The following is a 24,072-nucleotide window of genomic DNA, read 5'->3' as shown; positions in this document are numbered from 1 at the left end:
CGTATGTTAGTACGTGAGAAAGTGGACGCAGGTCAATTTGAGTGGTACCGCGATAGTAAAGAAATTTATTACCGTCTCAAGCATTTCGCTTGAGGCGGTTTTTTGTTGCATCAGCCGGAAATGAAAGCCTGTATCCAAGATCGGCTCCTTTGCTTTTGCAGAAAATGAAAAGAAAAAAGGAGACAAAGTATTATGAAGAAAAGAATTTTAGCAGTAGTTTTAGGTGCGGTAATGGTAATGAGCCTGGCAGGATGCGGCTCAGGAACATCAGGAGAGGATAAAAAAGCTTCCTCCGATGGAGAAAAGACTTATACGATCGGAATTTCCCAGTTTGCAGAGCATGGTTCACTGGATAACTGCAGGGAAGGATTCCTTGAAGGGCTGAAAGAAGAGGGAATTGAAGAGGGTAAGAACCTGACAGTTTCTGTAAAGAATGCAGCGGCAGATCAGGGTACAGCAAAGCAGATCAGTGATTCATTTGTATCCGATAAAGTGGATCTGATCTGTGCAATCGCAACTCCGAGTGCACAGGCAGCATACAATTCAGCGATGGATTCAGAAATCCCGGTTGTTTATACAGCAGTCACAGACCCGGTTGCGGCAAAGCTTGCAAAAGATGACGGAACAGCAGTCGGAAATGTAACAGGAACGAGTGATGAGCTTCCGATCAAGGCACAGCTTGAAATGATCCGTGAGATGATGCCGGATGCAAAGAAGATCGGTATCCTTTATACGACAAGTGAGGCAAATTCCGTATCCGCTCTTGCAAAATATGATGATCTTGCAGGAGACTATGGATTTGAGATCGTAGAAAAAGGTATTAGCCAGACCGCAGATATTTCTCTTGCGGCAGATGAACTTCTCGGAGAAGTTGACTGCCTGACGAACCTGACAGACAATACAGTTGTAGCTTCTCTGGCAACGATCCTTGACAAGGCAAATGCAAAGAAAATTCCGGTATTCGGAAGTGAGATCGAACAGGTGAAGATCGGATGCCTTGCAGCAGAAGGACTGGATTATGTGGCACTTGGAAAGCAGACGGGAAAGATGGCAGCCAAGATCCTGAAAGGTGAGAAGAAAGCATCTGATATGCAGTTTGAGACAATTACAGAACCTGGTTTTTATGTAAATAATGAAGTAGCGAAGAATCTCGGAATCACAGTTCCGGAGGATCTTCAGGACAAAGCTGTAGAAAGCTTTGATGAGATTACAAAATAATGAAAGAATCCGGAGGCGTAGAGTGATGGGGATTTATATAACAATATTGGAGCAGGGGCTGATTTATGGAATACTCGCCCTTGGAGTATACATAACATATAAGATTCTGGATTTCCCGGATCTGACAGTGGATGGAAGTTTTCCGCTGGGAGCAGCACTGACTGCAACAATGATCACGAAAGGTGTGAACCCGTATCTCACACTTCCGGCATCATTTCTGATCGGTGTTCTTGCCGGGATCTGTACCGGTCTGATCCATGTGAAATGTAAGGTGCGTGATCTGCTGTCCGGTATTATTATGATGACAGCATTATGGACGATCAACCTCCGGCTGGCAGGAACGGCAAATGTACCGATCTTTGGCGAGGACAGTATTTTTGACAATGCAGCCGTAAATGGGATCTTTCAGGGAGGAGCATCCTCGTATAAGGTTCTGGTGATCGTTCTGATCATTGCGGTAGTAAGCAAAGTCCTTTTAGATCTTTATATGAAGACAAAGTCGGGATTCCTTCTCCGTGCAGTCGGTGATAATGAAGTGCTGGTCACTTCTCTTGCAAAAGATGAGGGGAATGTCAAGATCCTCGGACTTGCGATCGCCAATGGACTGGTTTCCCTGGCAGGATCTATTTTCTGTCAGGAACAGAGAGTTTTTGAAATTTCCAGTGGTACAGGTGCCATTGTTATCGGACTTGCGAGCGTGATCATCGGAACAAGCCTGTTCAAGAATTTTTCATTCCTGAAAACCACAACGGCTGTTCTGATCGGTTCCATTATTTATAAAGCCTGTGTTGCTGCAGCCTTAAAGTTTTTTGAGCCGCAGGATATGAAACTGATCACGGCAGTTTTATTCCTTCTGATTTTGGTGATCGGAAGAGACAGAAAGAAGAAGGTGAAGAAAAATGCTTGAATTAAAGAAAATCGATAAATATTATAATCCCGGAACAGTCAATGAGATGTGCCTGTTTGACGGATTTGACCTGACGGTAGCAGACGGAGAGTTTGTATCGGTTGTGGGAAGTAACGGTTCAGGAAAAACCTCGATGCTGAATATCCTTTGTGGAAGTATTCCTGTAGATGGCGGAAAGATCCTGATGAATGGGAAAGATATTACAAATAAAAAGGAATTTAAAAGAAACCGTAACATCGGACGTGTATATCAGAACCCATCGATGGGAACCTGCCCGTCGATGACCATTCTGGAGAATATGTCTCTGGCAGATAATAAAGGAAAATTCTTTGGACTTGGTGCAGGAATCAATAAGGCGAGAAGAGAAGAGTACCGGGAAATGTTGAGCCAGCTAGGCCTGGGACTGGAAAATAAAATGGATGTAAAAGTCGGAGTACTTTCCGGTGGACAGCGTCAGGCAATCGCACTTCTGATGTCAACCATGACACCCATTGATTTCCTGATCCTGGATGAGCATACAGCAGCACTTGATCCAAAGACAGCAGAGCTGATCATGGAACTGACAGATAAGATCGTCAGAGAAAAGCATCTGACAACCATCATGGTTACTCACAACCTGCGTTATGCGGTAGAATATGGGAACCGTCTTCTGATGATGCATCAGGGCGGGATTGTGATGGATTTAAAGGGAGAAGAAAAAGCACATCTTGAGGTGGAGCAGATCCTGGATAAATTTAATGAGATCAGTATTGAATGTGGTAACTAGGTCTTTCATAAAAAAGTAGCTTTCCACAAAAATAAAAAGACGGGAACAGCGGATTGGCTCTGCTGTTCCCGTCTTTTTCGCGTATCATTTCTATAGTGTGATAATAGAAATGGTTCTTTTGTGCTGTGAAAGGTTATTCGTCCCAGCCTTCGTAAAAACGGATATTGACAGAAATATTGCGGATCAGTTCATCTTCGGCAAGGAGAATATCTTCCGGATCGGAGACATGAGGAAGAATCGGCTCGTCCTCTTCGAGTTCTACCGTGATCCAGGTTCTGGCAGCTTCATTTGCGTTGTCGATGGCATCATCCAGTGTCTCACCGGATGCTTCGCAGAACTCAAGATCAGGAAAGTAAGCAGCGTATCCTCCGTCAGTTTTCTTTTTAAATACAGCGGGATATATAAATTTCATGAATCATACCTCCTAAAATGATCTATGGTAAAGAAAAAAGCACTTGAAGTCTTTCGGGAACTCAAGTGCCTTCAGAGCGACAGACGGGGTTCGAACCCGCGACCCCAACCTTGGCAAGGTTGTACTCTACCAACTGAGCCACTGTCGCATACAGATTGTTCAAAGAACAACCAAACTATAAAATTGATAAATGAGAGCGACAGACGGGGTTCGAACCCGCGACCCCAACCTTGGCAAGGTTGTACTCTACCAACTGAGCCACTGTCGCATATTGCTCCGACGAACAATAAATATATTACTATATCGTGGAAAAATTGTCAATATTTTTTTGTGAAAAAAATATTTTCTTAATAGTTTAGGCTTTTTAAGAAGAAAAAATCATGGTATACTTAGAGCGTTAAACTGAAGCGTTCAGAATTTTGATGAAAGAGGTGTAGTTCATTGAATACGATTAAAGTTGCAATCCTCGGTCTTGGTACTGTAGGGACAGGTGTATATAAACTGATCCAGAAGAGAGCGGATGTGATGGAAAGAACGGCCGGTGCGAAGCTGGAAGTAAAGAAGATCCTTGTGCGGAATATGCAGAAAAAGCGTGAAGGTGTGGAGCAGGAGCTTCTTACGGATAACTGGAAAGAGATTCTTGAGGACGATGAAATCTCTGTCGTGATCGAAGTGATGGGTGGACTTGAGCCTGCAAAGACGATGATCCTGGAGGCACTGGAAGCCGGGAAGAATGTAGTTTCTGCGAATAAAGATCTGATCGCAGAGGAAGGGCATGTCCTTCTTGATACAGCACAGAAGAATCAGGTGGATTTCTTATTCGAGGCGGCGGTAGCAGGAGGCATCCCGATCATCCGTCCGTTGAAGCAATGTCTGGCAGCCAATGATATTTCAGAGATAGTTGGGATTGTGAACGGTACGACCAATTATATCCTTACCAAGATGACAGAAGAGGGAATGGATTTTGCAGATGCACTGAAAAAGGCACAGGAACTTGGATTTGCAGAGGCAGACCCTACTGCGGACGTGGAAGGACTGGATGCGGGAAGAAAAGTGGCGATCATGGCATCCATCGCATTTCATTCCAGAGTTGTATTCTTTAATGTACATACAGAAGGAATTACGAAGATTACGGCAAGGGATATTGCATATGCAAAGGAATTTGACAGCGTCATCAAGCTTCTGGGTGTTGCACATAATACAGAAAATGGAATCGAGGTCGGAGTCTATCCGATGATGATCCGGAAAGAGCATCCACTTGCTTCTGTACGGGATTCTTTCAATGCAGTTTTTGTTCATGGAGATGCAGTGGATGATGCCATGTTTTACGGAAGGGGTGCAGGTGAATTTCCGACAGCCAGTGCCGTAATGGGCGATGTGATTGATGTGGTAAGAAATATCGGATATGGCTGTACGGGAAGGATCAGTTGTACCTGCTATAAAGATCTGCCGATCAAGGAATTTGGTCAGGTGAAGAACAAGTTCTTTATCCGTATGCAGGTCGCAAATGAACCGGGAGTACTTGCCGCTATTGCAGAGGTATTTGGAGACCATAAAGTAAGTATTACGAGGGTAGTCCAGGAACATTCTGCACCGGAAGCAGCAGAGCTGGTTATCGTGACGGAGCGTGTGAAGGAATGCAATATGCAGGAGGCACTGAAAGCACTGATGGAGATTCCGAGTATCCAGGAGATCAGCAGTATTATCCGAGAGTATTAAAGGAATCAGAGTGTATTAGAAAGAACCGGATGACCGGTACAGAAAAGGACTGTGCGGGGAGCGTTGCAGGAAAAGAGTGGAAGAGAACGGAGGTGTACGGATGGAACGGAGAAGTCAGCCGATCGGTTTTATGATCAAGCAGATCAATAATGTATTTGAAAAAGAGTTGAATGAAAAGGTGAAAAAGCTGGGGCTTACTTCTTCCCAGTGTGCAGTACTCGATTACTTATTTCATACCAGTAAAGATGAGATAAGCCAGCGGGATGTAGAACGTCACCTCAGTCTGAAAAATCCAACGGTGACCGGTCTTTTGAAGCGGTTGGATGAAAAAGGATACATTCTCTGTGTTCCAAATGCAAAAGATAAAAGAAAGAAAAATATTTACCTTACGGAGAAAGCCTATGATATACAAAGGCGGATGGAGGCAGAGCGGAGAAAGCTGGATCGGGAACTGACCCGCGGGATGAGCAAAAGAGAAGTAGATGCACTGATGAGAAATCTGGAAAAGCTTCTATATAATGTCGCTGATCCGTGAAAGAAGTATTGAGCTTATGGCAGAAAAGAGAGACTGAAAGACAGGAGAACAGGATGAGTTACGCAGATAAAGTATTTATAAATATGTGCAGGGATATTATTGAAAATGGAACCAGCACAGAAGGCGAAAAAGTCCGTCCGAAATGGGAAGACGGCACAGCAGCTTATACAATAAAAAAATTCGGAGTAGTGAACCGGTATGACCTTTCAAAGGAGTTCCCGGCACTGACATTACGCAGGACAGCAATCAAGAGTTGTGTAGATGAGCTTTTATGGATCTGGCAGAAAAAGTCAAATAATGTGCATGAACTGAAAAGTCATATCTGGGATAGCTGGGCAGATGAAAATGGTTCTATTGGAAAGGCCTATGGTTATCAGATGCAGGTGAAGCATCAGTATAAAGAGGGGATGATGGATCAGGTAGACAGAGTTTTATATGATCTGAAAGAAAATCCCTACAGCCGCAGGATCATGACGAATCTTTACGTGCATGAAGATCTGCATGAGATGAATCTGTATCCGTGTGCATACAGTATGACGTTTAATGTAACGAAAGAGGAGGGCAGTGAACAACTGACTCTGAACGGAATTTTAAACCAGCGTTCGCAGGATGTGCTGACAGCAAATAACTGGAATGTATGCCAGTATGCTGTTCTGCTGCATATGTTTGCACAGGTATGTGGCATGAAAGCAGGGGAACTGGTTCATGTAATTGCAGACGCACATATTTATGACCGGCATATTCCTCTGATCGAGGAACTGATCTCAAGAGAGCCTCTTCCGGCACCGAAATTCTGGCTGAATCCGGAAGTGAAAGATTTTTATGATTTTACGCCGGATGATGTAAGGCTGGAAGATTATGAAACGCATCCGCAGATTAAAAATATTCCGGTTGCGATTTAGGGTTAAGGAGGAAGAGGACAGATGAAAGCAATCGTAGCAGCAGATAGGAATTGGGGAATCGGATATCAGAACAGATTACTGGTGAGCATTCCGTCTGATATGAAGTTTTTTCGACAGACTACCACAGGACACGTTGTAGTTATGGGTCGAAAGACACTGGAAAGTTTCCCAAATGGACTTCCACTTAAAAATCGTACGAATATTGTGCTTACTGCAAATAAGGATTATGCAGTGAAAGATGCGATTATCGTACATTCTGAAAAAGAATTATTGGAAGAGCTGAAGAAGTATGATACCGACGAGATTTATGTGATCGGAGGCGAAAGCGTATATCGTATGATGCTTCCATATTTGGATACAATTTATGTAACAAAGATCGACCATGCATTTCAGGCGGATACATTTTTCCCGAATCTGGATGAACTGGAAGATTGGGAAATGACAGAGGAAGGTGATGAGCAAACCTGCTTTGACCTGGAATTTGCATTTACCAGATATGAGCGTCGATAGGAAGAAAGGTGCAGGATTGAAGAAAAGAAAAATCTGTAGTGTACTCATCGCAGGGATTCTGTCGGTGGGAATGATTTTGACGGGATGCGGAGCAGGACAGCCAGGAGGACAGTCACAAAAAAAGGTAACAGAAGCTGAGAAAAAGCTTAAGGTTGTTACGACAATTTTTCCTCAATATGATTTTGTACGTCAGATCGCAGGAGATCAGGTGGAGCTTCAGATGTTATTGAAGCCGGGCGAGGAAACCCATTCTTATGAGCCGACACCCCAGGATATCATAGCGATCCAGAACTGTGACCTGTTCATTTATGTCGGAGGAGAAAATGATGCATGGGTGGAGGATATCCTGGAGTCCATGCCAGATAATGGCCGAAAGACATTGAAACTGACGGACTGTGTGGATACAGTGGAAGAAGAGCAGAAAGAAGGCATGAAGGAAGAACGTGATCATGACCATGAAGACGGACAGGATCAGGATTCCCATGATGAGGAGTCACATTCCGTCCATGAGATTGATGAGCATGTATGGACTTCACCTGTAAATGCGGAAAAGATCGTGGAAGTGCTGGCAGATCAACTGGAGGAACTGGATCAGAAAAATGCAGCAGTTTATAAAGAAAATGCCGCGGAGTATGAAGAAAAACTTCAGGAACTGGACGGGCAGTTCCGGGAAGTAGTTGAGAATGCAGATTCCAGACTGCTTATTTTTGGAGACCGGTTTCCGTTCCGGTATCTGGCAGAAGAATACGGACTGGATTATTATGCTGCATTTTCGGGCTGTGCATCGGATACAGAGCCAAGTGCGGCAACAATGGCATTTCTGATCAATAAAGTAAAAGAAGAAAAAGTACCGACGGTTCTGAAAATGGAATTGAGCAACGATAATATTGCTAAAGCCATTGCAGAAGCAACCGGAACGGATGTAAAGGTATTTTACAGTTGTCATAATCTGACGGCACAGGAATTTAAAGATGGGGAAACTTATCTGAGTATGATGGAGAAAAATGTGGAGACACTGAAGGAGGTTTTGAACGGATGGCACTGATAAAATGTGAGAATGTATCGATCGGCTATGAGGGTCAGACCGTCGTCCGGGATCTGAATTTTGAGATCGGCCAGGGAGACTATCTTTGTATTGTCGGTGAGAATGGTTCGGGTAAGAGTACGCTGGTAAAGAGTCTGCTTGGATTGAAAGCAGTGGACAGCGGTAAAATTGAATTTGGAGATGGTCTGAAGCAGAAAGAAATCGGTTATCTTCCACAGCAGAACGATTTTCAGAAAGATTTCCCGGCCAGTGTCTATGAGGTGGTACTTTCCGGGAGACTGAACAGCCGCGGATTCAGACCTTTCTATACAGCGACGGACAAAGCAGAGGCGGCAGAAAAGATGGAGATGCTCGGGATCACAGATCTGAGAGGCCAGTGTTTCCGGGATCTGTCCGGTGGTCAGAAGCAGAGAGTCCTTCTTGCGAGAGCGTTATGTGCGACGAAAAAACTGCTGCTTTTGGATGAGCCGGTGACAGGACTGGATCCAATCGTTACAGCAGAATTTTACCAACTGATCCAAAAGATCAACCGGGAATCAGGAATCGCAGTGGTGATGGTTTCACATGATATTGAAAGTGCAGTGGAGTATGCAAGCCATATTCTGCATTTGCAGGAGACGGTACTTTATTTTGGAAAGGCTTCGCAGTATAAAAAGAGCCGGGCAGGAAAAGCATTTCTCGGAGGTGAGTAGCAATGATACAGGAAATTATAGAGATGATGTCGTATCCTTTTATGACCAGAGCGTTTCTTGTTGGTTCACTGGTGGCACTTTGTTCTGCTCTTCTTGGTGTGAGTCTGGTATTGAAGCGTTATTCTATGATCGGTGATGGACTTTCCCATGTGGGATTTGGTGCAATGGCGATTGCAGCAGCAATGAATGCAGCACCACTTGCAGTAGCGATCCCGATTGTAATCGTGGCGGCAGTCCTGCTTCTGCGGATCAACAGTAATGCGAAGATCAAAGGCGATGCAGCGATCGCACTGATCTCCACCAGTTCTCTGGCGATTGGTGTTATGGTGATCTCGTTGACAACGGGAATGAATACCGATGTATACAATTATATGTTTGGAAGTATTCTGGCGATGAGTTCGGATGATCTGAAGCTGAGTGTGATACTTTCGGTTATTGTATTGATTTTATTTATATTCTTCTATCATAAGATTTTTGCAATTACCTTTGATGAGACATTTGCAAGGGCAACGGGGGTGAAAGCAGGTCTTTATAATATGTTGATCGCAGTTCTTACAGCAGTGACGATTGTGCTTGGAATGCGGATGATGGGAGCGTTGTTGATCTCCAGTCTGATTATTTTCCCGGCACTGACATCCATGAGAGTATGTAGAACGTTCAAGAGTGTTATCCTTAATTCAGCTGTATTGTCAGTGGTTTGTCTGATCGCAGGACTGACAATCTCCTATGTAGGTGCGACTCCAGCAGGAGCAAGTGTGGTCCTTGCCAATTTAGCGGCATTGATTGTGTATTCATGCATCGGAATGATCCGTAACCGGGCAAGATAAAAGGAAGCACGGGCAAATAAAATACATCAAGAATTGAACGTTGACAAGCCTATTTATACAAATTATAATATATATAAATTTCGCGTTGACGTGTCAGCAGAGAGGAGAGAGATTCTCTGAGATCAGGTGGCAACAAGGATGAAATATTCGCCCTGAGCATGACGTTCATGCTTGGGGTTTTCTTTTGGAGATAGGGAGGTACAGAATTTGAGACAGATTACAGGAAATAAGTTACTTGTCAGAGCTTTGAAGGAGGAAGGTGTTGATACACTTTTCGGATATCCGGGAGCCTGTACGATCGATATCAGTGATGAGCTGTATAAGCAGGATGAGATCCGTGTGATCCTTCCAAGACATGAGCAGGCACTGGTTCATGAGGCAGATGCATATGCAAGGACAACGGGAAAAGTCGGAGTCTGTCTGGTAACGAGCGGACCGGGAGCAACCAATCTGGTGACCGGACTTGCCACGGCAAATTATGACAGTGTACCGCTTGTGTGTTTTACAGGACAGGTAGCGAGACCTCTGATCGGAAATGATGCCTTTCAGGAAGTAGATATTGTAGGAATTACCCGCAGCATTACGAAATATGGTGTCACAGTCCGCAAGAGGGAAGATCTGGGACGGATCATTAAAGAGGCATTTTATATTGCAAGAACAGGAAGACCGGGACCGGTTCTGGTTGATCTTCCAAAAGATGTGATGGCGGAACTCGGAAGTGCTGTGTATCCTGATTCGGTGAATATCCGTGGGTATAAGCCGAATACGAGTGTGCATATGGGACAGCTTAAGCGTGCATTGAAAATGCTGAAAAAGGCAAAGAAACCACTGTTCCTTGCCGGCGGTGGTGTGAATATTGCACGTGCGAACGGCGTATTTACAGAAGTAGTTGAAAAGACGCAGGTTCCGGTGGTTACGACGATCATGGGAAGAGGGGCGATCCCGACGAATCATCCACTTTTTGTAGGAAATCTTGGAATGCATGGGGCATACGGAGCTAATATGGCGGTCAGTGAGTGTGACCTGCTTTTCTCTATCGGAACAAGATTTAACGACCGTATTACAGGAAAACTGCATCAGTTTGCTCCAAATGCACAGATTGTACATATTGATATTGATACAGCATCCATTTCCAGGAATATCCATGTAGATGTACCGATTGTTGCAGATGCCAAAGAGGCGATCACGAAAATGAATGAGTATGTAGAAAAATGTGAGACGAAGAAATGGACGAAAAAGATTGAAGAATGGAAGATGGAGCATCCGCTTACGATGAAAAATCGTCAGGCGATGGGACCACAGGACATCATTGAGGAGATCAACCGTCAGTTTGACAATGCAATCATTGCAACAGATGTCGGGCAGCATCAGATGTTTACGACTCAGTATATTGAGATTACAAATGACAAGCAGCTTGTCACATCAGGCGGACTTGGAACGATGGGATACGGGTTCCCTGCAGCGATCGGTGCAGCACTGGGAAATCCGGATAAAAAAGTTATTGCTATTTCAGGAGACGGTGGTATGCAGATGAATATTCAGGAATTTGCGACTGCGGTGCTGGAGGAACTTCCGTTGATCCTGTGTGTATTTAATAATGAATATCTTGGAATGGTACGACAGTGGCAGAAGCTTTTCTACGGAAAGCGTTATGGTATGACGAATCTGAAAGCAGGTGCATTATACCGTCGTACTAATGGAAAGGAGATGCCGGAATATACGCCGGATTTTGTAAAACTGGCAGAAAGTTATGGAGCGAAAGGTATCCGGGTTATGAGAAAAGAGGATATTGCGGCAGCATTTGAACAGGCAAAAAAAGAGACGAAAATCCCGACACTGATCGAGTTTATCATCGATCCGGAGGAACTGGTTTATCCGATGGTAAAACCGAACGGTACGCTGGAAGATATGATCATGGACTGCTAGGATGCTAGGAAAGGAAGTGAAAAAGATGGAAAGTAGTATGAAGAAAAGATGGATTTCTCTGTATGTAGAAAACCAGGTTGGAGTTCTGTCAAAGATTTCCGGGTTATTTTCAGGCAAATCTTATAATCTGGACAGTCTGACTGTTGGAACGACAGAAGATCCAAGCGTATCCAGGATGACCATTGCTACAGTCAGTGATGATGAGACTTTTGAACAGATCAAAAAGCAGTTAAACCGTATGATCGAAGTAATAAAAGTCATTGATTTTACCGATGTTTTTGTAAGAATGAAAGAGATCCTCTATGTAAAAGTCTTCAAATGTACACCGGAAGATAAGGTAGAGATTTTTCAGATTGCGACAACTTTTAAGGCAAAAGTGATCGATTATGGAAAGGACAGTCTTTTGATCGAGTTTGTGCAGACTGCGACAAAGAATGATGCAGTAGTGAAGCTGATGAAAGAAGAGTTTAAGAGTATTGAAGTTGTGCGTGGCGGAAGTGTCGGAATTGAATCAATCAGTATGATGGAACGCTAGATCAGAGAACAGGGACAATATAATTAATCAGTGGTTTAGGCAGAAGTGTTGAAAAATGTGTGATGGAAGAAAGGAAGAAACTCATGAAAGTATTAAAAAATAAAATAATATATACAGGAAACGGAAAAATTGACAATGGATATGTCCGATTCAACCAGAGAATCTCAGAAGTAGACGAAATGAGAAATTTCGTACCGCAGGAAGACGATGAGATCATTGAGACAGATGCGACTTATGTGATCCCGGGATTTGTTGATGTGCATAGTCATGGAGGATACGGAAAAGACAGCATGGATGCTTCCGCAGATGAGATTGACTGGATGGTACGTCAGATGGCAGCCAAAGAGGGAATCACAACTTACTTCTGCACAACGATGACGCAGACTTATGATAATATTGAAAAAGCCATGGTGCAGATCAAAGAAGCAGCGGAAAAAAATCCGATCATCCAGGGAATCCACCTGGAAGGACCGTTTATTTCAGTCAACTATAAAGGGGCACAGGATGCTTCTTATATTAAGAAACCAGATGAGAAAGCACTTGCTCACTGGAATGAGTTAAGCGGAAACCGTATCCGTGTGGTTACTTATGCACCGGAGGAGGCAACGGAAGAATTTGAGAACTGGTGTCTTTCCAACCGGATCGTTCCAAGTGCTGGACATTCCGATGCAACTTATGACCAGCTTGTGGCATCCAGAGCCTGCCATGTGACTCATCTTTATAACGCACAGAGAGGTCTGAAGCACAGAGAGCCGGGAGTTACCGGATATGGTCTTCTGACCGATGGCGTTAATACAGAGCTGATCTGTGACGGTATCCATATCAGACCGCAGATGATCGCATTGGCACATAAAGTAAAGGGCAGTGACGGAATCGAACTTATCACAGACTCCATGCGTGCAAAAGGAATGCCGGAAGGTAAAAGTGAACTGGGTGGACAGGTTGTCTATGTAAAAGACGGTACTGCACGCCTGGAGGATGGAACAATCGCCGGAAGTGTACTGACTTATATTAAAGCGTTCCAGAATATTATCAAGTTTACCGGTGTATCGATTGAAGATGCTGTAAAGATGTCTTCAGGAAATCAGGCAAAAGAGTTTGGACTGACTCAGAAAGGTGCGATTAAGACTGGAAAAGATGCAGACTTTGTATTACTGGATGAGGAACTGGAGTTAAAAGGAACGATCAGTTTTGGGGAAATGATGTAAAATTTGTATTTGTTGGAATGATACGCTTGTAAAGCAAAAGACTTCTTTATGGCGAAGCGGACGCGGAAATCAGGGATATTCCTTCGCAGTGCAGGCCCGCTTTACCTCAGCCCGTTGACCGTTTGTAACTCGAAAGTGGAAATCTTCGTGCAATGGCACTCGATTTACTTTCTCTAACAAACGCTGCAAAGTGTCTTCGGAACGCTCCTGCTAATGCACCTGCTCAGGAACACCCTGCTTTCCGCTGACCATCTCGATAAGAAGTTTTTAGCTCCACAGCATATTCACTCAACAATGCAAATTTAAAAATAAGAAGAAGAGCCGGAAGGTTATCGACTAAGATATCAAATCCTGCAGTTTGCAGATTGCTTATCCTGGTCAATAGCCATCCGGCTCTTTATTTCTTATTAAAATTTCGTCTTTGTTGGGAGAAACTGTTCTGGCATGAGGGAAAATTTTCTAATTTGAAAAGCCTAATATCCGCCCTTGCTGTTGCGTGAGCAGTGCATTGACAGGGAGCGTTCCGAAGACACTTTGCCCAACTTGTTAAGGAACGTAAACAGGAGTGCCTCTGCACGAGTGTTTCCACATTCCTGTTACAAGTTGTCAACGGGCTGAGGTAAAGCGGGTCCTGCACTGCGATGCAACAACAAGTGTGGATATGGACGCTCTTCTGTCAGAAACACTTCCTGCTGTCGCGATATTTTCACCCCGACAACTACAAATTTATCCCAACACTTTCCTCATATCCTCCGGCAGTGGTGCTTCAAAATGCATTGCCTCACCGGTGATCGGATGAATGAATGAAAGTTTCCAGGAATGGAGAGCCTGCCGGTTGATATATTCCATATCAGGATTATAGAGATAATCCCCGACCAGTGGATGTCCGAGATACTGAAGATGTACACGGATCTGATGGGTACGGCCGGTTTCTAAAATAAGGGAGACAAGACTGTGCTGGTTCTGTTCCTTTAATACTTTATAGTGCGTGACAGCATGCTCTCCATGTTCAAAGTCAACTTTTCGCTCAATTATAGAGCTGCCGGTACGGGCAAGAGGTGCATTGATCGTTCCGGAAGCAGGAGAAACTGCCCCCCGGACGATCGCCAGGTACTCTCTGTGGATTTCATGACGGACTGCCATGAAGGATAGGATACTGGAACTGACAAGATGCTTGGCGATTACAGTCAGCCCTGAAGTATCACGGTCAAGTCGGTTGGTACAGCGGAAAATAAATGGCTTTCCCTGTTCTTTATAATAATACATAAGTGCATTTGCAAGTGAATTTTTATAGTTATTCAGCGAAGGATGAATAGGCATTCCTGCCGGTTTATTTACAACAAGCAGATCATCATCCTCATAAATGATATCCAAAGGCAGTTGAACAGGTGGGATATGTTCGGAGTATTCAGATTCCTGAATATGGACCGTCAGAGTATCGCCGCAGGAAAGTGTACTTCGCATATAAGACCAGATTCCGTTGATCAGAATACTTTCAGGCATTTTCTTAAGCTGAGTCAGATTCTGATAGGAATAGCCTTTATGACGGAGATATTGTTCTACACGTAGTCCGTGTTCTGATTCTGAAATCTGATAAGTAATAGTTCGTTCCATATATAAAAATCCTTTCAAAGAAAACTATTTATTTCAAAAGAAACTATTTGAGAGTCAAAGGCTGATAAAAATAAATCGTATCCATTCAGACACAGATGATATTATAGCGTAATCCGGGGATATTTTCCAGGATTCCGGTAGATTCTTTCGGGTGGAATATGATAAAATGGGGAATAGACAGCGGAAATATGAAATAGAAAAAGCATAGCAGAAGAAAAGTGCTTATTATCAGAATCCGAAGAAAAGAGAGGATCATAAATTATGGATATTAATCAGAAAGTGACAGAAGAACTTGGGGTGAAAAGGTGGCAGGTGGATGCCGCGGTAAATCTCATTGACGAAGGATATACCATTCCGTTTATTTCACGATACAGAAAAGAAGTGACCGGTTCTCTGAATGATGAGCAGCTCAGAAAGCTGTATGAGCGTTTGATTTATTTGAGAAATCTGGAAGAAAAGAAAGAGCAGGTGCTTTCCAGTATAGAGGAACAGGGGAAGCTGACGGAAGAATTAAAGCAGCAGATTCTTGCTGCAGAGACACTGGTTTCCGTGGAGGATCTGTACCGGCCATACCGACCGAAGCGTCGTACCAGGGCGACCATCGCAAAGGAAAAGGGGTTAGAACCACTGGCAGCAGTTATTATGTTGCAGAAAAGTATGGAACCATTGGAAAAGATCGCAGAAGCGTATATTTCTCAGGAGAAGAGTGTTGTATCAGCGTCAGAGGCTGTTGCAGGGGCGAGAGATATCATTGCCGAGTCCATCTCAGATAACGCAGATTACCGGAGCTGGATCAGAAAGATTACGATGAATAAAGGAAAAGTTATTTCTACAGCAAAAGATCCTGAGGCAGAGTCAGTTTATGAAATGTATTATGAATTTGAAGAACCTGCGGAAAAGCTGGCAGGGCATCGGATTCTTGCATTAAACCGAGGAGAAAAGGAGAAATTTCTGACAGTAAAAGTGCAGGCACCGGAAGAAGAAATCCTGCGTTATCTGGAAAAGAAAGTGATCGTGAACGAAAATCCATATACAACGGAAGTATTAAAAGAGACGGTGGCTGACAGTTATAACCGTCTGATCGCTCCGGCCATCGAGCGTGAGATACGAAGCGAATTGACAGAACGTGCGGAGAATGGAGCGATTGAAGTATTTGGAAAAAATCTGCACCAGCTTCTGATGCAGCCACCGATCGCAGGAAAAGTGGTACTTGGATGGGATCCCGCATTCCGTACAGGATGTAAGCTGGCTGTTGTTGATGAGACCGGAAAGGTGATCGGAACGACGGTTATTTATCCGACGGCTCCTACAACACCGAAGAAGATCCAGGCGAGTAAGGATCTTCTGAAAAAGATTATTCCAAAGTACCATATTTCTCTGATTTCTCTTGGAAATGGAACGGCTTCAAGAGAGTCAGAAGAATTTATTGTAGAATTATTGAAAGAAATTCCTGAAAAGGTACAGTATGTGATCGTAAATGAGGCGGGGGCCTCTGTTTATTCAGCAAGTAAGTTGGCAAGCGAGGAATTTCCGAAGTTTGATGTAGGACAGAGAAGTGCTGCATCGATCGCAAGAAGACTGCAGGATCCGCTGGCTGAACTGGTGAAGATTGATCCGAAAGCAATCGGAGTAGGTCAGTATCAGCATGATATGAATCAGAAGAAGCTCGGTGAATCATTAAATGGTGTGGTTGAGGATTGTGTGAATAAAGTAGGCGTGGATCTGAATACGGCTTCTGCACCGTTGCTTGCATATATTTCAGGAATCAGCAGTGCAATCGCAAAAAATATTGTTGCTTACCGGGAAGAAAATGGAAAGTTTGCCGACAGACGGGAACTTTTAAAAGTACCGAAGCTGGGGCCAAAAGCCTATGAGCAGTGTGCGGGATTCATGAGGATCCAGGGTGGAAAAAATCCGCTGGATGCGACAGCAGTTCATCCTGAATCTTATGAAGCGGCAGAAAAGCTCCTGAAGAAGCAGGGATACAAAGCAGAGGATATCACAAACCATAAATTAACAGGGTTATCATTGACGATCAGAGATTATAAAAAGCTGGCAGAAGAACTGGAGATCGGAGAGATCACGTTGCGAGATATTGTAAAAGAGCTGGAAAAACCGGCACGTGATCCACGTGATGAAATGCCAAAGCCGATTCTTCGTACCGATGTACTTGAAATGAAAGATCTGAAAGAGGGAATGGTTCTGAAAGGAACAGTAAGAAATGTCATTGATTTCGGTGCATTTGTGGATATCGGAGTCCATCAGGACGGACTGGTGCATATTTCCCAGATTACGGATAAGTTTATAAAACATCCACTGGAGGCTGTCAGCGTGGGTGATATTGTGGATGTAAAGGTAATGAGTGTGGATATGAAGAAAAAAAGGATTCAGTTGACGATGCGGGGAATATAAATTTGTAGTTGTCGGGGTGATACGCTTGTAAATCAGAAAGCTTCTTTGTGGCGAAGCGGACGCGGAAAGCAGGGATATTCCTTCGCAGTGCAGGCTCGCTTTACCTCAGCCCGTTGACCGTTTGTAACTCGAAAGTGGAAATCTTCGTGCAATGGCACTCGATTTACTTTCTCTAACAAACGCTGCAAAGTGTCTTCGGAACGCTCCTGCTAATGCACCTGCTCAGGAACACCCTGCTTTCCGCTGACCATCTCGATAAGAAGTTTTTAGCTCCACAGCATATTCACTCAACAATGCAAATTTAAAAATAAGAAGAAGAGCCGGAAGGTTATCGACTAAGATATCAAATCCTGCAGTTTGCAGATTGCTTATCCTGGTCAATAGCCTTCCGGCTCTTTATTTCTTACAACTTAAACAACAACGTTGCAATATTAAAGTAGATAAGAATCGAGAACGTATCTACCAGTGTCGTGATCAGCGGAGAAGCCATGATCGCCGGGTCAAGATGAACCTTCTTTGCGAGCAGTGGAAGCATACATCCGACCATCTTAGCCATAATGACTGTTCCGATCAGAGAGAATGCAATCACCAGTGCAAGGGACGGATTCCGATACTGGATCAGGATCCGGAGTCCATTCACAATAGAAAGTGCAGCTCCTACGATCAGGGAGATACGGAACTCCTTGAATACAACCTTGAAGAGATCTTTAAAATGGATCTCATCCAGTGCAATTCCACGGATGATCAGGGTTGCACTCTGGGAACCACAGTTTCCGCCGGTATCCATCAGCATAGGGATGAAGGAAACCAGAAGTGGGATTGCAGCAAAAGCGTTCTCATATTTCGTGATGATCGTTCCGGTGATAATGGAAGTAAGCATCAGGATCAGAAGCCAGGGGATACGGTTCATGGCATGCTGGAAGACAGAAGTATCAAAATAAGTTTTTTCACTTGGATTGATAGCAGCCATTTTTGTGATATCCTCGGTTGCCTCATCGACCATGACATCCATTGCATCATCGAAAGTAACGATTCCGACCATCAGTCCATCGGCATCCAGGACAGGAAGTGCCAGCAGATCGTATTTGGTGAAAAGCTGGGCTACATATTCCTGGTCATTATGGGTCGTTACAGAAATAATCTCCGTCTCCATCAGGTCTTTGATCGGAACATCATCCTCGGTCGTCATCAGATCTTTGGCACTGACGATGCCGACCAGCTTTCTGCGTTCTGTGACGTAGCAGGTATAGATCGTCTCTTTATGGATTCCGGTACGCTTGATATGAGCCATGGCCTGTCCCACGGTCATTGTATCACGCAGATCAACATATTCGGTTGTCATAATGCTTCCGGCACTGTCATCCGGATAGTTCAGAAGCTGGTTGATCATCTTACGGTCTGTCGCACTGACGGTGTTGAGGATACGGTTGACCAGGTTAGCCGGAAGTTCTTCAAGCATATCGACCGTATCATCCATATACAGGTCATCTAAAAGTTCTTTTAACTCTTTTTCTGTGAACATTTCCACCAGATAGGACTGCATGGAAGTATCCATATTGGAAAATACTTCCGCAGCTTTATCTTTGGGAATCAGGCGAAATGCAAGAGCAAGCTCTTTGTCATCAAGTTTCGAGAGAAGTGAGGCAATGTCCACTTCGTTCATTACGTCCAGGATACTTCTGACAGCTTTGAACTGACGCTGCTGGAGAAGCTTGATAAAAATCTCTTTGTTCATGATAGATCCCTCTCATTCTGTCATTATTTACCATTAAGCTGCATATGTGGTAACCACTGGCACCAGAGTCCATGACCTCACCTCCCTTTTATCTTAGAAAAATCATTTCGTGAAGTATCTTTAAAATATAAAAACTCCGTCAATGCCTGAACAATGACGGAGTCTGAACCCCAACTAAATAATAGCACCGTTCAAGCTTTAGCATCACAGGGCATATAAATTGCATTAAGTTGCGCCTTCGCGACGCAGCCTGCTAACCAGCTCATCGTGTCTCCACAATTCCGCGGTAGCAATCTTCGGATTTAACGACATAAGCCGAATCATCCAATCCCTGTGGTAACCTCACCTACCGAAATGATGTAGTTATTTAAATTCCTTAATTATTGTAGTCCACAGACCGGGGCGTGTCAAGTCAAATAGAAAAACTTCATAATAAAATTGAGTAAATAGTGGGGTTCCCTACATATACTGTTAAGAAACAGGAAAGATTAAATTATAGAGTGCATTCTAAAATCAAATCTGTTATAATCAATGCGTGGACAAAATGGGGAAAACCTCAGAAATATTTAGAAGAAAAGAGGAAAAGTAATGGATTATAAAATTACAGGTTATGAGCCGGAAAAGTTATTTCATTTCTTTGAAGAGATCAGTGCGATCCCAAGAGGTTCGGGAAATGAAAAAGGAATCAGTGATTATCTTGTGAAATTTGCAAAGGACAGAGGTCTGGAGGTGATCCAGGACGATGCTTATAATGTAGTCATTAAAAAAGCGGGAAGCAGAGGGGCAGAGGATCATGCACCGGTTATGCTTCAGGGTCATATGGATATGGTCTGCGAGAAGCGTGCAGGGGTAGAGCATGATTTTGAAAAAGATGGGCTGGATCTGATCATCCGGGATGGCAGACTGACGGCAAATGGAACGACGCTTGGCGGGGACAACGGAGTTGCCGTAGCCCTGATGTTGATGGTGCTGGATGATGATGAGATCGAACATCCTCCGGTAGAATGTGTATTCACGACAGAGGAAGAAGTAGGACTCAACGGTGCGAAAGCATTGGACAAGTCGGTGCTGAAAGCAAGAACCATGATCAATATGGATTCAGAGGATGAGGGAGTTGCAACGGTAAGCTGTGCAGGCGGTCTCCGAGTTCAGTTTACAAAAGAGATTAAGAGAACTACCGTGCAGGGAAGCCTTCTCACGCTGAAAGTCGAAGGACTCTTAGGAGGACATTCCGGTCAGGATATTGATAAAGAGCGGCAGAATGCAGATCTTCTGATGGCAAGAATGATACAGAGATTATTAAAAGAGACAAAAGGACAGCTTGTAAGCTTTAACGGAGGAACGAAAGATAATGCGATTCCGAGAGAGTGTGAGGCATCTCTGATCTATGAATCCGATGAAGAAGCTGCGAAGGCAGAAGAACTGGCATGTGAGCTGGCAGAAACTTATGCAGAGGAACTGACACCGGCTGAGCCGGATTTCTCCTGTGAGATTTCCTGTGAGACAAACCGTACTGCTGAAGCAATCCCACAGGATGCAGCAAAAGAATTTATTTGTGCGATGCGTCTTGCCCCGAACGGGATTCAGAAGCGGAATATCAAAATGGATGGATTTGTAGTTGTATCATTGAATCTGGGTGTGGTCAGAACAGAGGAAGACCGGATCGTTATGATCTTTTCTCCACGTTCTTCTGTTGCATCACTTCAGGAAGATACAAAAGAACGTCTGAATACACTGGCAGAAACTTTTGGCTTTACAGTAAGCCATAGTTCAGAGTATCCGGGATGGAGCTTTAAAGAAGACTCTCCGGTTCGTGAGATCTGTAAGGAAAGCTATAAAGAATTATTTGGGGAGGATCTGAAGATTGAAGCAATCCATGCGGGACTGGAGTGCGGATTGTTCTCTGATGCGATCAAAGGACTGGATGCGATCGCGATCGGACCGACGATCGCCAACTGTCATACTCCGGATGAATATCTGACGTTGGATTCTTTTGAAAGATTCTATGAGTTCTTAAAAGATATTCTTTCACGGCTGGCAAAGTAGGAAAATCTGTTCCGCAATCCGGTAAAGAACAGCCAGAGAGAGCTGAGTTATATAAAGTCTGAAAAAGAAAAAGGAGGAAACCTGAACGGTATCGGTTTGAACCGACACCGCGTCAGAGTTTCCTCCTTTTTTCGGAAAGAGCAGAGTATGATCAGGATAATCCAGGATCATTCACAGACTGCTTTAATCCTTACGAATCTTATAAAAAATCTTTCCATTCTGACGTTCCTCGAGGATCATTTTCTGCTTGATCATATAAGGCAAAATGGAGTCCAGGAACTTTTTTGGATCAGTGACTCCGATGGAATCCTGCATAAAAGGCTGCTTTGCAGTAAGATCTTTTACAAAAGGTTCTAACTCTTTTCTGGTTAAAGGACCTTTCTTTTTCAGAGCTTTTTTCACTGCGGAGATTCCTTTGGCACTGAGCATATTGGCGAGGTCCTGATTCTGTCGTGAAGTACGCCAGAGTCCCCAGCCATAGACGATCATCGTTGCCACTGCAAAAAGAAGAACATAAGGAAGGTATTTCAGGATCGTTTCCATTATTTATGTTTTTCTCCTTTCCAGTAGATGAGATGATTATCGTGTAGTATTTCGAGGTATTTGATCAGACGGGGAACAGGCTTTTCCATTTTCGGAAACTGCTGTTCGAGTTCTTTGGAAATCTGATGGACATCCTTTTTCCCGTCGACCGCATTCCATACAAAGCTTCCAAGCTCATCAAGCCGGATATCACTGACTCTCGGGCGTCGGAACAGCTTTTGTGCGATTTTATGATAAAATCCTTTCCATTCGATAAGGACGGTAATAATACCGTCCTCATCTGCTTCATATTCAATTTCCGGATTCTTTTCCGGAACAAAATCCAGATAGTTTTTACTGTCTTTCTTTTTCATGAAATCCTTATTCCTTATCTGCTTTCATGCATACTCTGTAAAGTAATGCAAGTAATGCGATGAAAAGGATCAGACTGCCGATCTGTGGTAACTGGAACGGCAGAACGATCTTGCTGTCGATCTTAAAAACTGCAAATACTGCAAGGAGGATACCAACGATCCCTTCTCCTGCGATCATACCGGAAGTAAAGAGCAGTCCACGGTCTGTGCGGGCTTTCTTTTCCTTCTCTGTTCCTTTTCTCTTTTCAACCAGGATGCGTACAACACCACCAGCCATGATACCTGCACTTAAGGAGAACGGCAGATACATACCAACTGCAAATGGCATAACCGGCATATGAAGAATCTCAACTACGATGGCGATAAACACACCGATAAAGATAAGGGCCCATGGAAGTTCACCGTTCATGATACCCTCAACGAGCATCTTCATCATAGTAGCCTGAGCTGCCGGAATCTTTTCTGTACCATATCCCCATGCCTCATTCAGAAGATAGAGAACAAATCCAATTGCTGCTGCGGAAGCAACCACACCGATGATCTCACCGAGCTGCTGTTTCTTCGGTGTAGCACCTACAATAAATCCGGTCTTTAAGTCCTGAGAAGCATCACCGGCGATTGCTGCAACGATACAGATGATGCCACCGATGGAAATAGCTCCTACCATACCTGTAATACCAGTTGTACCGGTAGCCTTGAGGATAACAGTTGCAAAAAGCAGTGTTGCGATCGTCATTCCGGATACCGGGTTGTTGGAAGAACCGATCAGACCTACCATACGGGAGGATACTGTAGCAAAGAAAAATCCAAATACTACAATGATTAATGCACCGATCAGATTCACAGGGAATGTCGGAATCAGCCAGATCAGTACTGCGATCACAAGTGCGACTGCAATCAGAACCGGGATCGGAAGATCCTGCTCTGTACGGAGTCCCTTATGTGCTGCATTTTTATTCTTCATACTGTCAATAGCCTGTTTAAATGTTCTTATGATCAGAGGAAGACTCTTGATCAGACTGATGATACCACCTGTTGCAACAGCTCCTGCTCCGATGTATTTAATGTAATTGCTCCACAAAGCACTTGGGCCGCCGCCTTCCATAGTAAGAAGTTCTGTTACTGTTTTACTTGCCGGGAAGATGGTTGCATCTGCACCGAATAATGCGATCATCGGCATCAGTACAAACCAACTGAGTGTTCCACCGGCAAACATATAACTTGAGATCTTCGGTCCACAGATATAACCTACACCTGCGAGGGCAGGAAGTACCTGGATACCAACCTGAGATCCTTTGTAGCTTTCAAATGCATGACCAATCTCACTCTTAAAGAGCTGTGTTCCGTCTGCAAGGAATTTGTACACTGCTGCAATCCCCAGTCCTGCAAATACAGTGCCGGCTTTAGAACCTCCCTCTTCGCCTGCCAGAAGTACTTCTGCACATGCAGTTCCCTCAGGGAATGGAAGTGTTCCATGTTCTTCTACGATCAGAGCCTGACGGAGAGGAACCATAAAGCAAACGCCCAGGACACCTCCGAATAATGCGATCAGGAAGATCGTAAGAATACTTGGAAAATCAATTTTTCCTTCCTCTGCCCAGAGGAATAATGCAGGAAGTGTAAAAATTGCTCCTGCTGCGACAGACTCACCGGCAGAACCGATCGTCTGTACCATGTTGTTCTCAAGAATGGAATCCTTACGGAGAATCACACGTATTATACCCATAGAAATAACTGCTGCCGGGATAGAGGCGGACACAGTCATACCTACGAGGAGTCCGAGATATGCGTTCGCTGCCCCAAATACGATTGCCAGAAGGATACCAATCAAGAGTGCTGTTACCGTAAATTCAGGAACGACTTTGTCGGCTGGAATATACGGCTTGAAGTCTTTCTTGTTGTTGTCCATTTCTCTTTTCCTTTCTTTTGTATATTTCTTGCTAATGATTAGCATAGCTTCACTATTATATCATGATAAAGTGATAAAAGAAAGCGAAAAAGATTAAAATGTCAAGGAAATAATGTCCAAATATGGATGAAATCGTAGAAAACGGGTCAGAAAGACCTGGCAGCAACTTCGTAAAGACTTGATTTTGAGAATAGATATTACACGAAATATGTGATAAAATAAAAAGAAGTATGTCATTTTTACAGAGAAATGGAGGTT

21 protein-coding genes, 2 tRNA genes, 1 riboswitch and 1 other annotated feature (1 of these 25 running past the window's edge) are annotated in these 24,072 nt (G+C 43.9%); of the genes, 15 read left to right on the top strand and 8 right to left on the bottom strand.

Features of this window, described 5'->3' with window-relative positions:
* Window positions 1-82 (top strand) — a binding site (T-box leader); it begins 161 nt to the left of the window's first position.
* A 110-nt stretch (window positions 83-192) separates the two neighbouring features.
* From NQ541_RS09125 to NQ541_RS09115, 3 genes are read left to right on the top strand one after another with little or no spacing between them, the layout of a single operon-like run.
* Complete coding sequence (locus NQ541_RS09125; protein WP_005612707.1) at window positions 193-1,218, top strand: ABC transporter substrate-binding protein; 1,026 nt, start codon at window positions 193-195, stop codon at window positions 1,216-1,218.
* 25 nt (window positions 1,219-1,243) lie between these two features.
* Window positions 1,244-2,125: an ABC transporter permease gene (locus tag NQ541_RS09120; RefSeq protein ID WP_023921143.1), complete on the top strand. Its 882-nt coding sequence runs from the start codon at window positions 1,244-1,246 to the stop codon at window positions 2,123-2,125.
* Complete coding sequence (locus NQ541_RS09115) at window positions 2,118-2,891, top strand: ABC transporter ATP-binding protein (protein ID WP_005612711.1); 774 nt, start codon at window positions 2,118-2,120, stop codon at window positions 2,889-2,891. The genes NQ541_RS09120 and NQ541_RS09115 overlap by 8 nt, the downstream gene beginning before the upstream one ends.
* Window positions 2,892-3,024: 133 nt before the next feature.
* Here the strand turns inward: NQ541_RS09115 and NQ541_RS09110 are convergent, their stop codons facing one another.
* The 3 genes from NQ541_RS09110 to NQ541_RS09100 form a co-directional block, all read right to left on the bottom strand.
* Window positions 3,025-3,303, bottom strand: coding sequence for a type II toxin-antitoxin system HicB family antitoxin (locus NQ541_RS09110; protein ID WP_005612713.1), 279 nt, complete (start codon window positions 3,301-3,303; stop codon window positions 3,025-3,027).
* Between the two features lie 75 nt (window positions 3,304-3,378).
* Window positions 3,379-3,451: transfer RNA gene (locus NQ541_RS09105), tRNA-Gly, on the bottom strand.
* A 47-nt stretch (window positions 3,452-3,498) separates the two neighbouring features.
* Window positions 3,499-3,571 (bottom strand) — tRNA-Gly (locus NQ541_RS09100).
* A gap of 173 nt (window positions 3,572-3,744) precedes the next feature.
* Here NQ541_RS09100 and NQ541_RS09095 point away from each other — a divergent pair.
* The 10 genes from NQ541_RS09095 to nagA all read left to right on the top strand — a co-directional run bounded on the left by NQ541_RS09095 (window position 3,745) and on the right by nagA (window position 13,202).
* Window positions 3,745-5,022, top strand: a complete 1,278-nt coding sequence (locus tag NQ541_RS09095; protein WP_005612716.1) for a homoserine dehydrogenase — start codon at window positions 3,745-3,747, stop codon at window positions 5,020-5,022.
* 100 nt (window positions 5,023-5,122) lie between these two features.
* Window positions 5,123-5,557: a MarR family winged helix-turn-helix transcriptional regulator gene (locus NQ541_RS09090; protein ID WP_023921148.1), complete on the top strand. Its 435-nt coding sequence runs from the start codon at window positions 5,123-5,125 to the stop codon at window positions 5,555-5,557.
* Window positions 5,558-5,610: 53 nt separating this feature from the next.
* Window positions 5,611-6,459 (top strand): thymidylate synthase, encoded by an 849-nt coding sequence (thyA, locus tag NQ541_RS09085; RefSeq protein WP_044941126.1) that lies wholly within the window; start codon window positions 5,611-5,613, stop codon window positions 6,457-6,459.
* A 21-nt stretch (window positions 6,460-6,480) separates the two neighbouring features.
* Complete coding sequence (locus NQ541_RS09080) at window positions 6,481-6,969, top strand: dihydrofolate reductase (protein WP_005612722.1); 489 nt, start codon at window positions 6,481-6,483, stop codon at window positions 6,967-6,969.
* Window positions 6,956-8,014 carry a metal ABC transporter substrate-binding protein gene (locus NQ541_RS09075; RefSeq protein ID WP_005612724.1) on the top strand — a complete coding sequence of 353 codons (1,059 nt, stop codon included), beginning with the start codon at window positions 6,956-6,958 and terminating at the stop codon, window positions 8,012-8,014. The genes NQ541_RS09080 and NQ541_RS09075 overlap by 14 nt, the downstream gene beginning before the upstream one ends.
* Complete coding sequence (locus NQ541_RS09070; protein ID WP_005612725.1) at window positions 8,005-8,706, top strand: metal ABC transporter ATP-binding protein; 702 nt, start codon at window positions 8,005-8,007, stop codon at window positions 8,704-8,706. Before NQ541_RS09075 ends, NQ541_RS09070 begins: the two co-directional genes overlap by 10 nt.
* Window positions 8,707-8,708: 2 nt before the next feature.
* Complete coding sequence (locus NQ541_RS09065) at window positions 8,709-9,533, top strand: metal ABC transporter permease (protein WP_005612727.1); 825 nt, start codon at window positions 8,709-8,711, stop codon at window positions 9,531-9,533.
* Between the two features lie 207 nt (window positions 9,534-9,740).
* Window positions 9,741-11,459, top strand: a complete 1,719-nt coding sequence (ilvB, locus tag NQ541_RS09060) for a biosynthetic-type acetolactate synthase large subunit (RefSeq protein WP_044941129.1) — start codon at window positions 9,741-9,743, stop codon at window positions 11,457-11,459.
* A gap of 25 nt (window positions 11,460-11,484) precedes the next feature.
* Window positions 11,485-11,994, top strand: a complete 510-nt coding sequence (gene ilvN / locus NQ541_RS09055; RefSeq protein WP_044904990.1) for an acetolactate synthase small subunit — start codon at window positions 11,485-11,487, stop codon at window positions 11,992-11,994.
* A gap of 83 nt (window positions 11,995-12,077) precedes the next feature.
* Entirely contained in the window at window positions 12,078-13,202 is a 1,125-nt protein-coding gene (nagA, locus tag NQ541_RS09050) for an N-acetylglucosamine-6-phosphate deacetylase (protein WP_023921160.1), read from the top strand.
* A gap of 726 nt (window positions 13,203-13,928) precedes the next feature.
* Here the strand turns inward: nagA and NQ541_RS09045 are convergent.
* Window positions 13,929-14,816 (bottom strand): RluA family pseudouridine synthase, encoded by an 888-nt coding sequence (locus NQ541_RS09045; protein WP_005612739.1) that lies wholly within the window; start codon window positions 14,814-14,816, stop codon window positions 13,929-13,931.
* Between the two features lie 261 nt (window positions 14,817-15,077).
* Here NQ541_RS09045 and NQ541_RS09040 point away from each other — a divergent pair, with 261 nt between their 5' ends.
* Window positions 15,078-17,228: a Tex family protein gene (locus tag NQ541_RS09040; RefSeq protein WP_005612744.1), complete on the top strand. Its 2,151-nt coding sequence runs from the start codon at window positions 15,078-15,080 to the stop codon at window positions 17,226-17,228.
* 403 nt (window positions 17,229-17,631) lie between these two features.
* Here the strand turns inward: NQ541_RS09040 and mgtE are convergent, their stop codons facing one another.
* A complete protein-coding gene (mgtE, locus tag NQ541_RS09035; protein ID WP_005612746.1) occupies window positions 17,632-18,963 on the bottom strand; it encodes a magnesium transporter in 1,332 nt (443 codons plus the stop codon).
* 176 nt (window positions 18,964-19,139) lie between these two features.
* A riboswitch (M-box (ykoK) riboswitch) is annotated at window positions 19,140-19,324 on the bottom strand.
* Window positions 19,325-19,551: 227 nt separating this feature from the next.
* Between mgtE and NQ541_RS09030 the strand changes: the two genes are divergently transcribed.
* A complete protein-coding gene (locus NQ541_RS09030) occupies window positions 19,552-21,009 on the top strand; it encodes an aminoacyl-histidine dipeptidase (RefSeq protein ID WP_005612749.1) in 1,458 nt (485 codons plus the stop codon).
* Window positions 21,010-21,192: 183 nt separating this feature from the next.
* On the opposite strand, the gene NQ541_RS09025 is transcribed toward NQ541_RS09030, so the two are convergent.
* From NQ541_RS09025 to NQ541_RS09015, 3 genes are read right to left on the bottom strand one after another with little or no spacing between them, the layout of a single operon-like run.
* Window positions 21,193-21,552: a hypothetical protein gene (locus tag NQ541_RS09025; protein ID WP_005612752.1), complete on the bottom strand. Its 360-nt coding sequence runs from the start codon at window positions 21,550-21,552 to the stop codon at window positions 21,193-21,195.
* Window positions 21,552-21,905, bottom strand: a complete 354-nt coding sequence (locus tag NQ541_RS09020; protein ID WP_005612754.1) for a PqqD family protein — start codon at window positions 21,903-21,905, stop codon at window positions 21,552-21,554. The genes NQ541_RS09025 and NQ541_RS09020 overlap by 1 nt, the downstream gene beginning before the upstream one ends.
* A gap of 7 nt (window positions 21,906-21,912) precedes the next feature.
* Window positions 21,913-23,814: an OPT family oligopeptide transporter gene (locus tag NQ541_RS09015; RefSeq protein WP_044941132.1), complete on the bottom strand. Its 1,902-nt coding sequence runs from the start codon at window positions 23,812-23,814 to the stop codon at window positions 21,913-21,915.
* Window positions 23,815-24,072 lie beyond the last annotated feature (258 nt).

The organism is [Ruminococcus] lactaris ATCC 29176, from assembly GCF_025152405.1.
Taxonomy (GTDB): domain Bacteria; phylum Bacillota; class Clostridia; order Lachnospirales; family Lachnospiraceae; genus Mediterraneibacter; species Mediterraneibacter lactaris.
Note: the sequence above shows the minus strand (reverse complement) of the source record. Positions and strands in the feature narration are given on the sequence as shown.

Excerpts from the sequence above, each read along its gene's own strand:
- NQ541_RS09125 (WP_005612707.1), top strand. The coding sequence starts at position 193 with ATGAAGAAAAGAATTTTAGCAGTAGTTTTAGGTGCGGTAATGGTAATG.
- NQ541_RS09120 (WP_023921143.1), top strand. The coding sequence starts at position 1,244 with ATGGGGATTTATATAACAATATTGGAGCAGGGGCTGATTTATGGAATA.
- NQ541_RS09115 (WP_005612711.1), top strand. The coding sequence starts at position 2,118 with ATGCTTGAATTAAAGAAAATCGATAAATATTATAATCCCGGAACAGTC.
- NQ541_RS09110 (WP_005612713.1), bottom strand. The coding sequence starts at position 3,303 with ATGAAATTTATATATCCCGCTGTATTTAAAAAGAAAACTGACGGAGGA.
- NQ541_RS09090 (WP_023921148.1), top strand. The coding sequence starts at position 5,123 with ATGGAACGGAGAAGTCAGCCGATCGGTTTTATGATCAAGCAGATCAAT.
- thyA (WP_044941126.1), top strand. The coding sequence starts at position 5,611 with ATGAGTTACGCAGATAAAGTATTTATAAATATGTGCAGGGATATTATT.
- NQ541_RS09080 (WP_005612722.1), top strand. The coding sequence starts at position 6,481 with ATGAAAGCAATCGTAGCAGCAGATAGGAATTGGGGAATCGGATATCAG.
- NQ541_RS09075 (WP_005612724.1), top strand. The coding sequence starts at position 6,956 with ATGAGCGTCGATAGGAAGAAAGGTGCAGGATTGAAGAAAAGAAAAATC.
- NQ541_RS09070 (WP_005612725.1), top strand. The coding sequence starts at position 8,005 with ATGGCACTGATAAAATGTGAGAATGTATCGATCGGCTATGAGGGTCAG.
- NQ541_RS09065 (WP_005612727.1), top strand. The coding sequence starts at position 8,709 with ATGATACAGGAAATTATAGAGATGATGTCGTATCCTTTTATGACCAGA.
- ilvN (WP_044904990.1), top strand. The coding sequence starts at position 11,485 with ATGGAAAGTAGTATGAAGAAAAGATGGATTTCTCTGTATGTAGAAAAC.
- nagA (WP_023921160.1), top strand. The coding sequence starts at position 12,078 with ATGAAAGTATTAAAAAATAAAATAATATATACAGGAAACGGAAAAATT.
- NQ541_RS09045 (WP_005612739.1), bottom strand. The coding sequence starts at position 14,816 with ATGGAACGAACTATTACTTATCAGATTTCAGAATCAGAACACGGACTA.
- NQ541_RS09040 (WP_005612744.1), top strand. The coding sequence starts at position 15,078 with ATGGATATTAATCAGAAAGTGACAGAAGAACTTGGGGTGAAAAGGTGG.
- mgtE (WP_005612746.1), bottom strand. The coding sequence starts at position 18,963 with ATGAACAAAGAGATTTTTATCAAGCTTCTCCAGCAGCGTCAGTTCAAA.
- NQ541_RS09030 (WP_005612749.1), top strand. The coding sequence starts at position 19,552 with ATGGATTATAAAATTACAGGTTATGAGCCGGAAAAGTTATTTCATTTC.
- NQ541_RS09025 (WP_005612752.1), bottom strand. The coding sequence starts at position 21,552 with ATGGAAACGATCCTGAAATACCTTCCTTATGTTCTTCTTTTTGCAGTG.
- NQ541_RS09020 (WP_005612754.1), bottom strand. The coding sequence starts at position 21,905 with ATGAAAAAGAAAGACAGTAAAAACTATCTGGATTTTGTTCCGGAAAAG.
- NQ541_RS09015 (WP_044941132.1), bottom strand. The coding sequence starts at position 23,814 with ATGGACAACAACAAGAAAGACTTCAAGCCGTATATTCCAGCCGACAAA.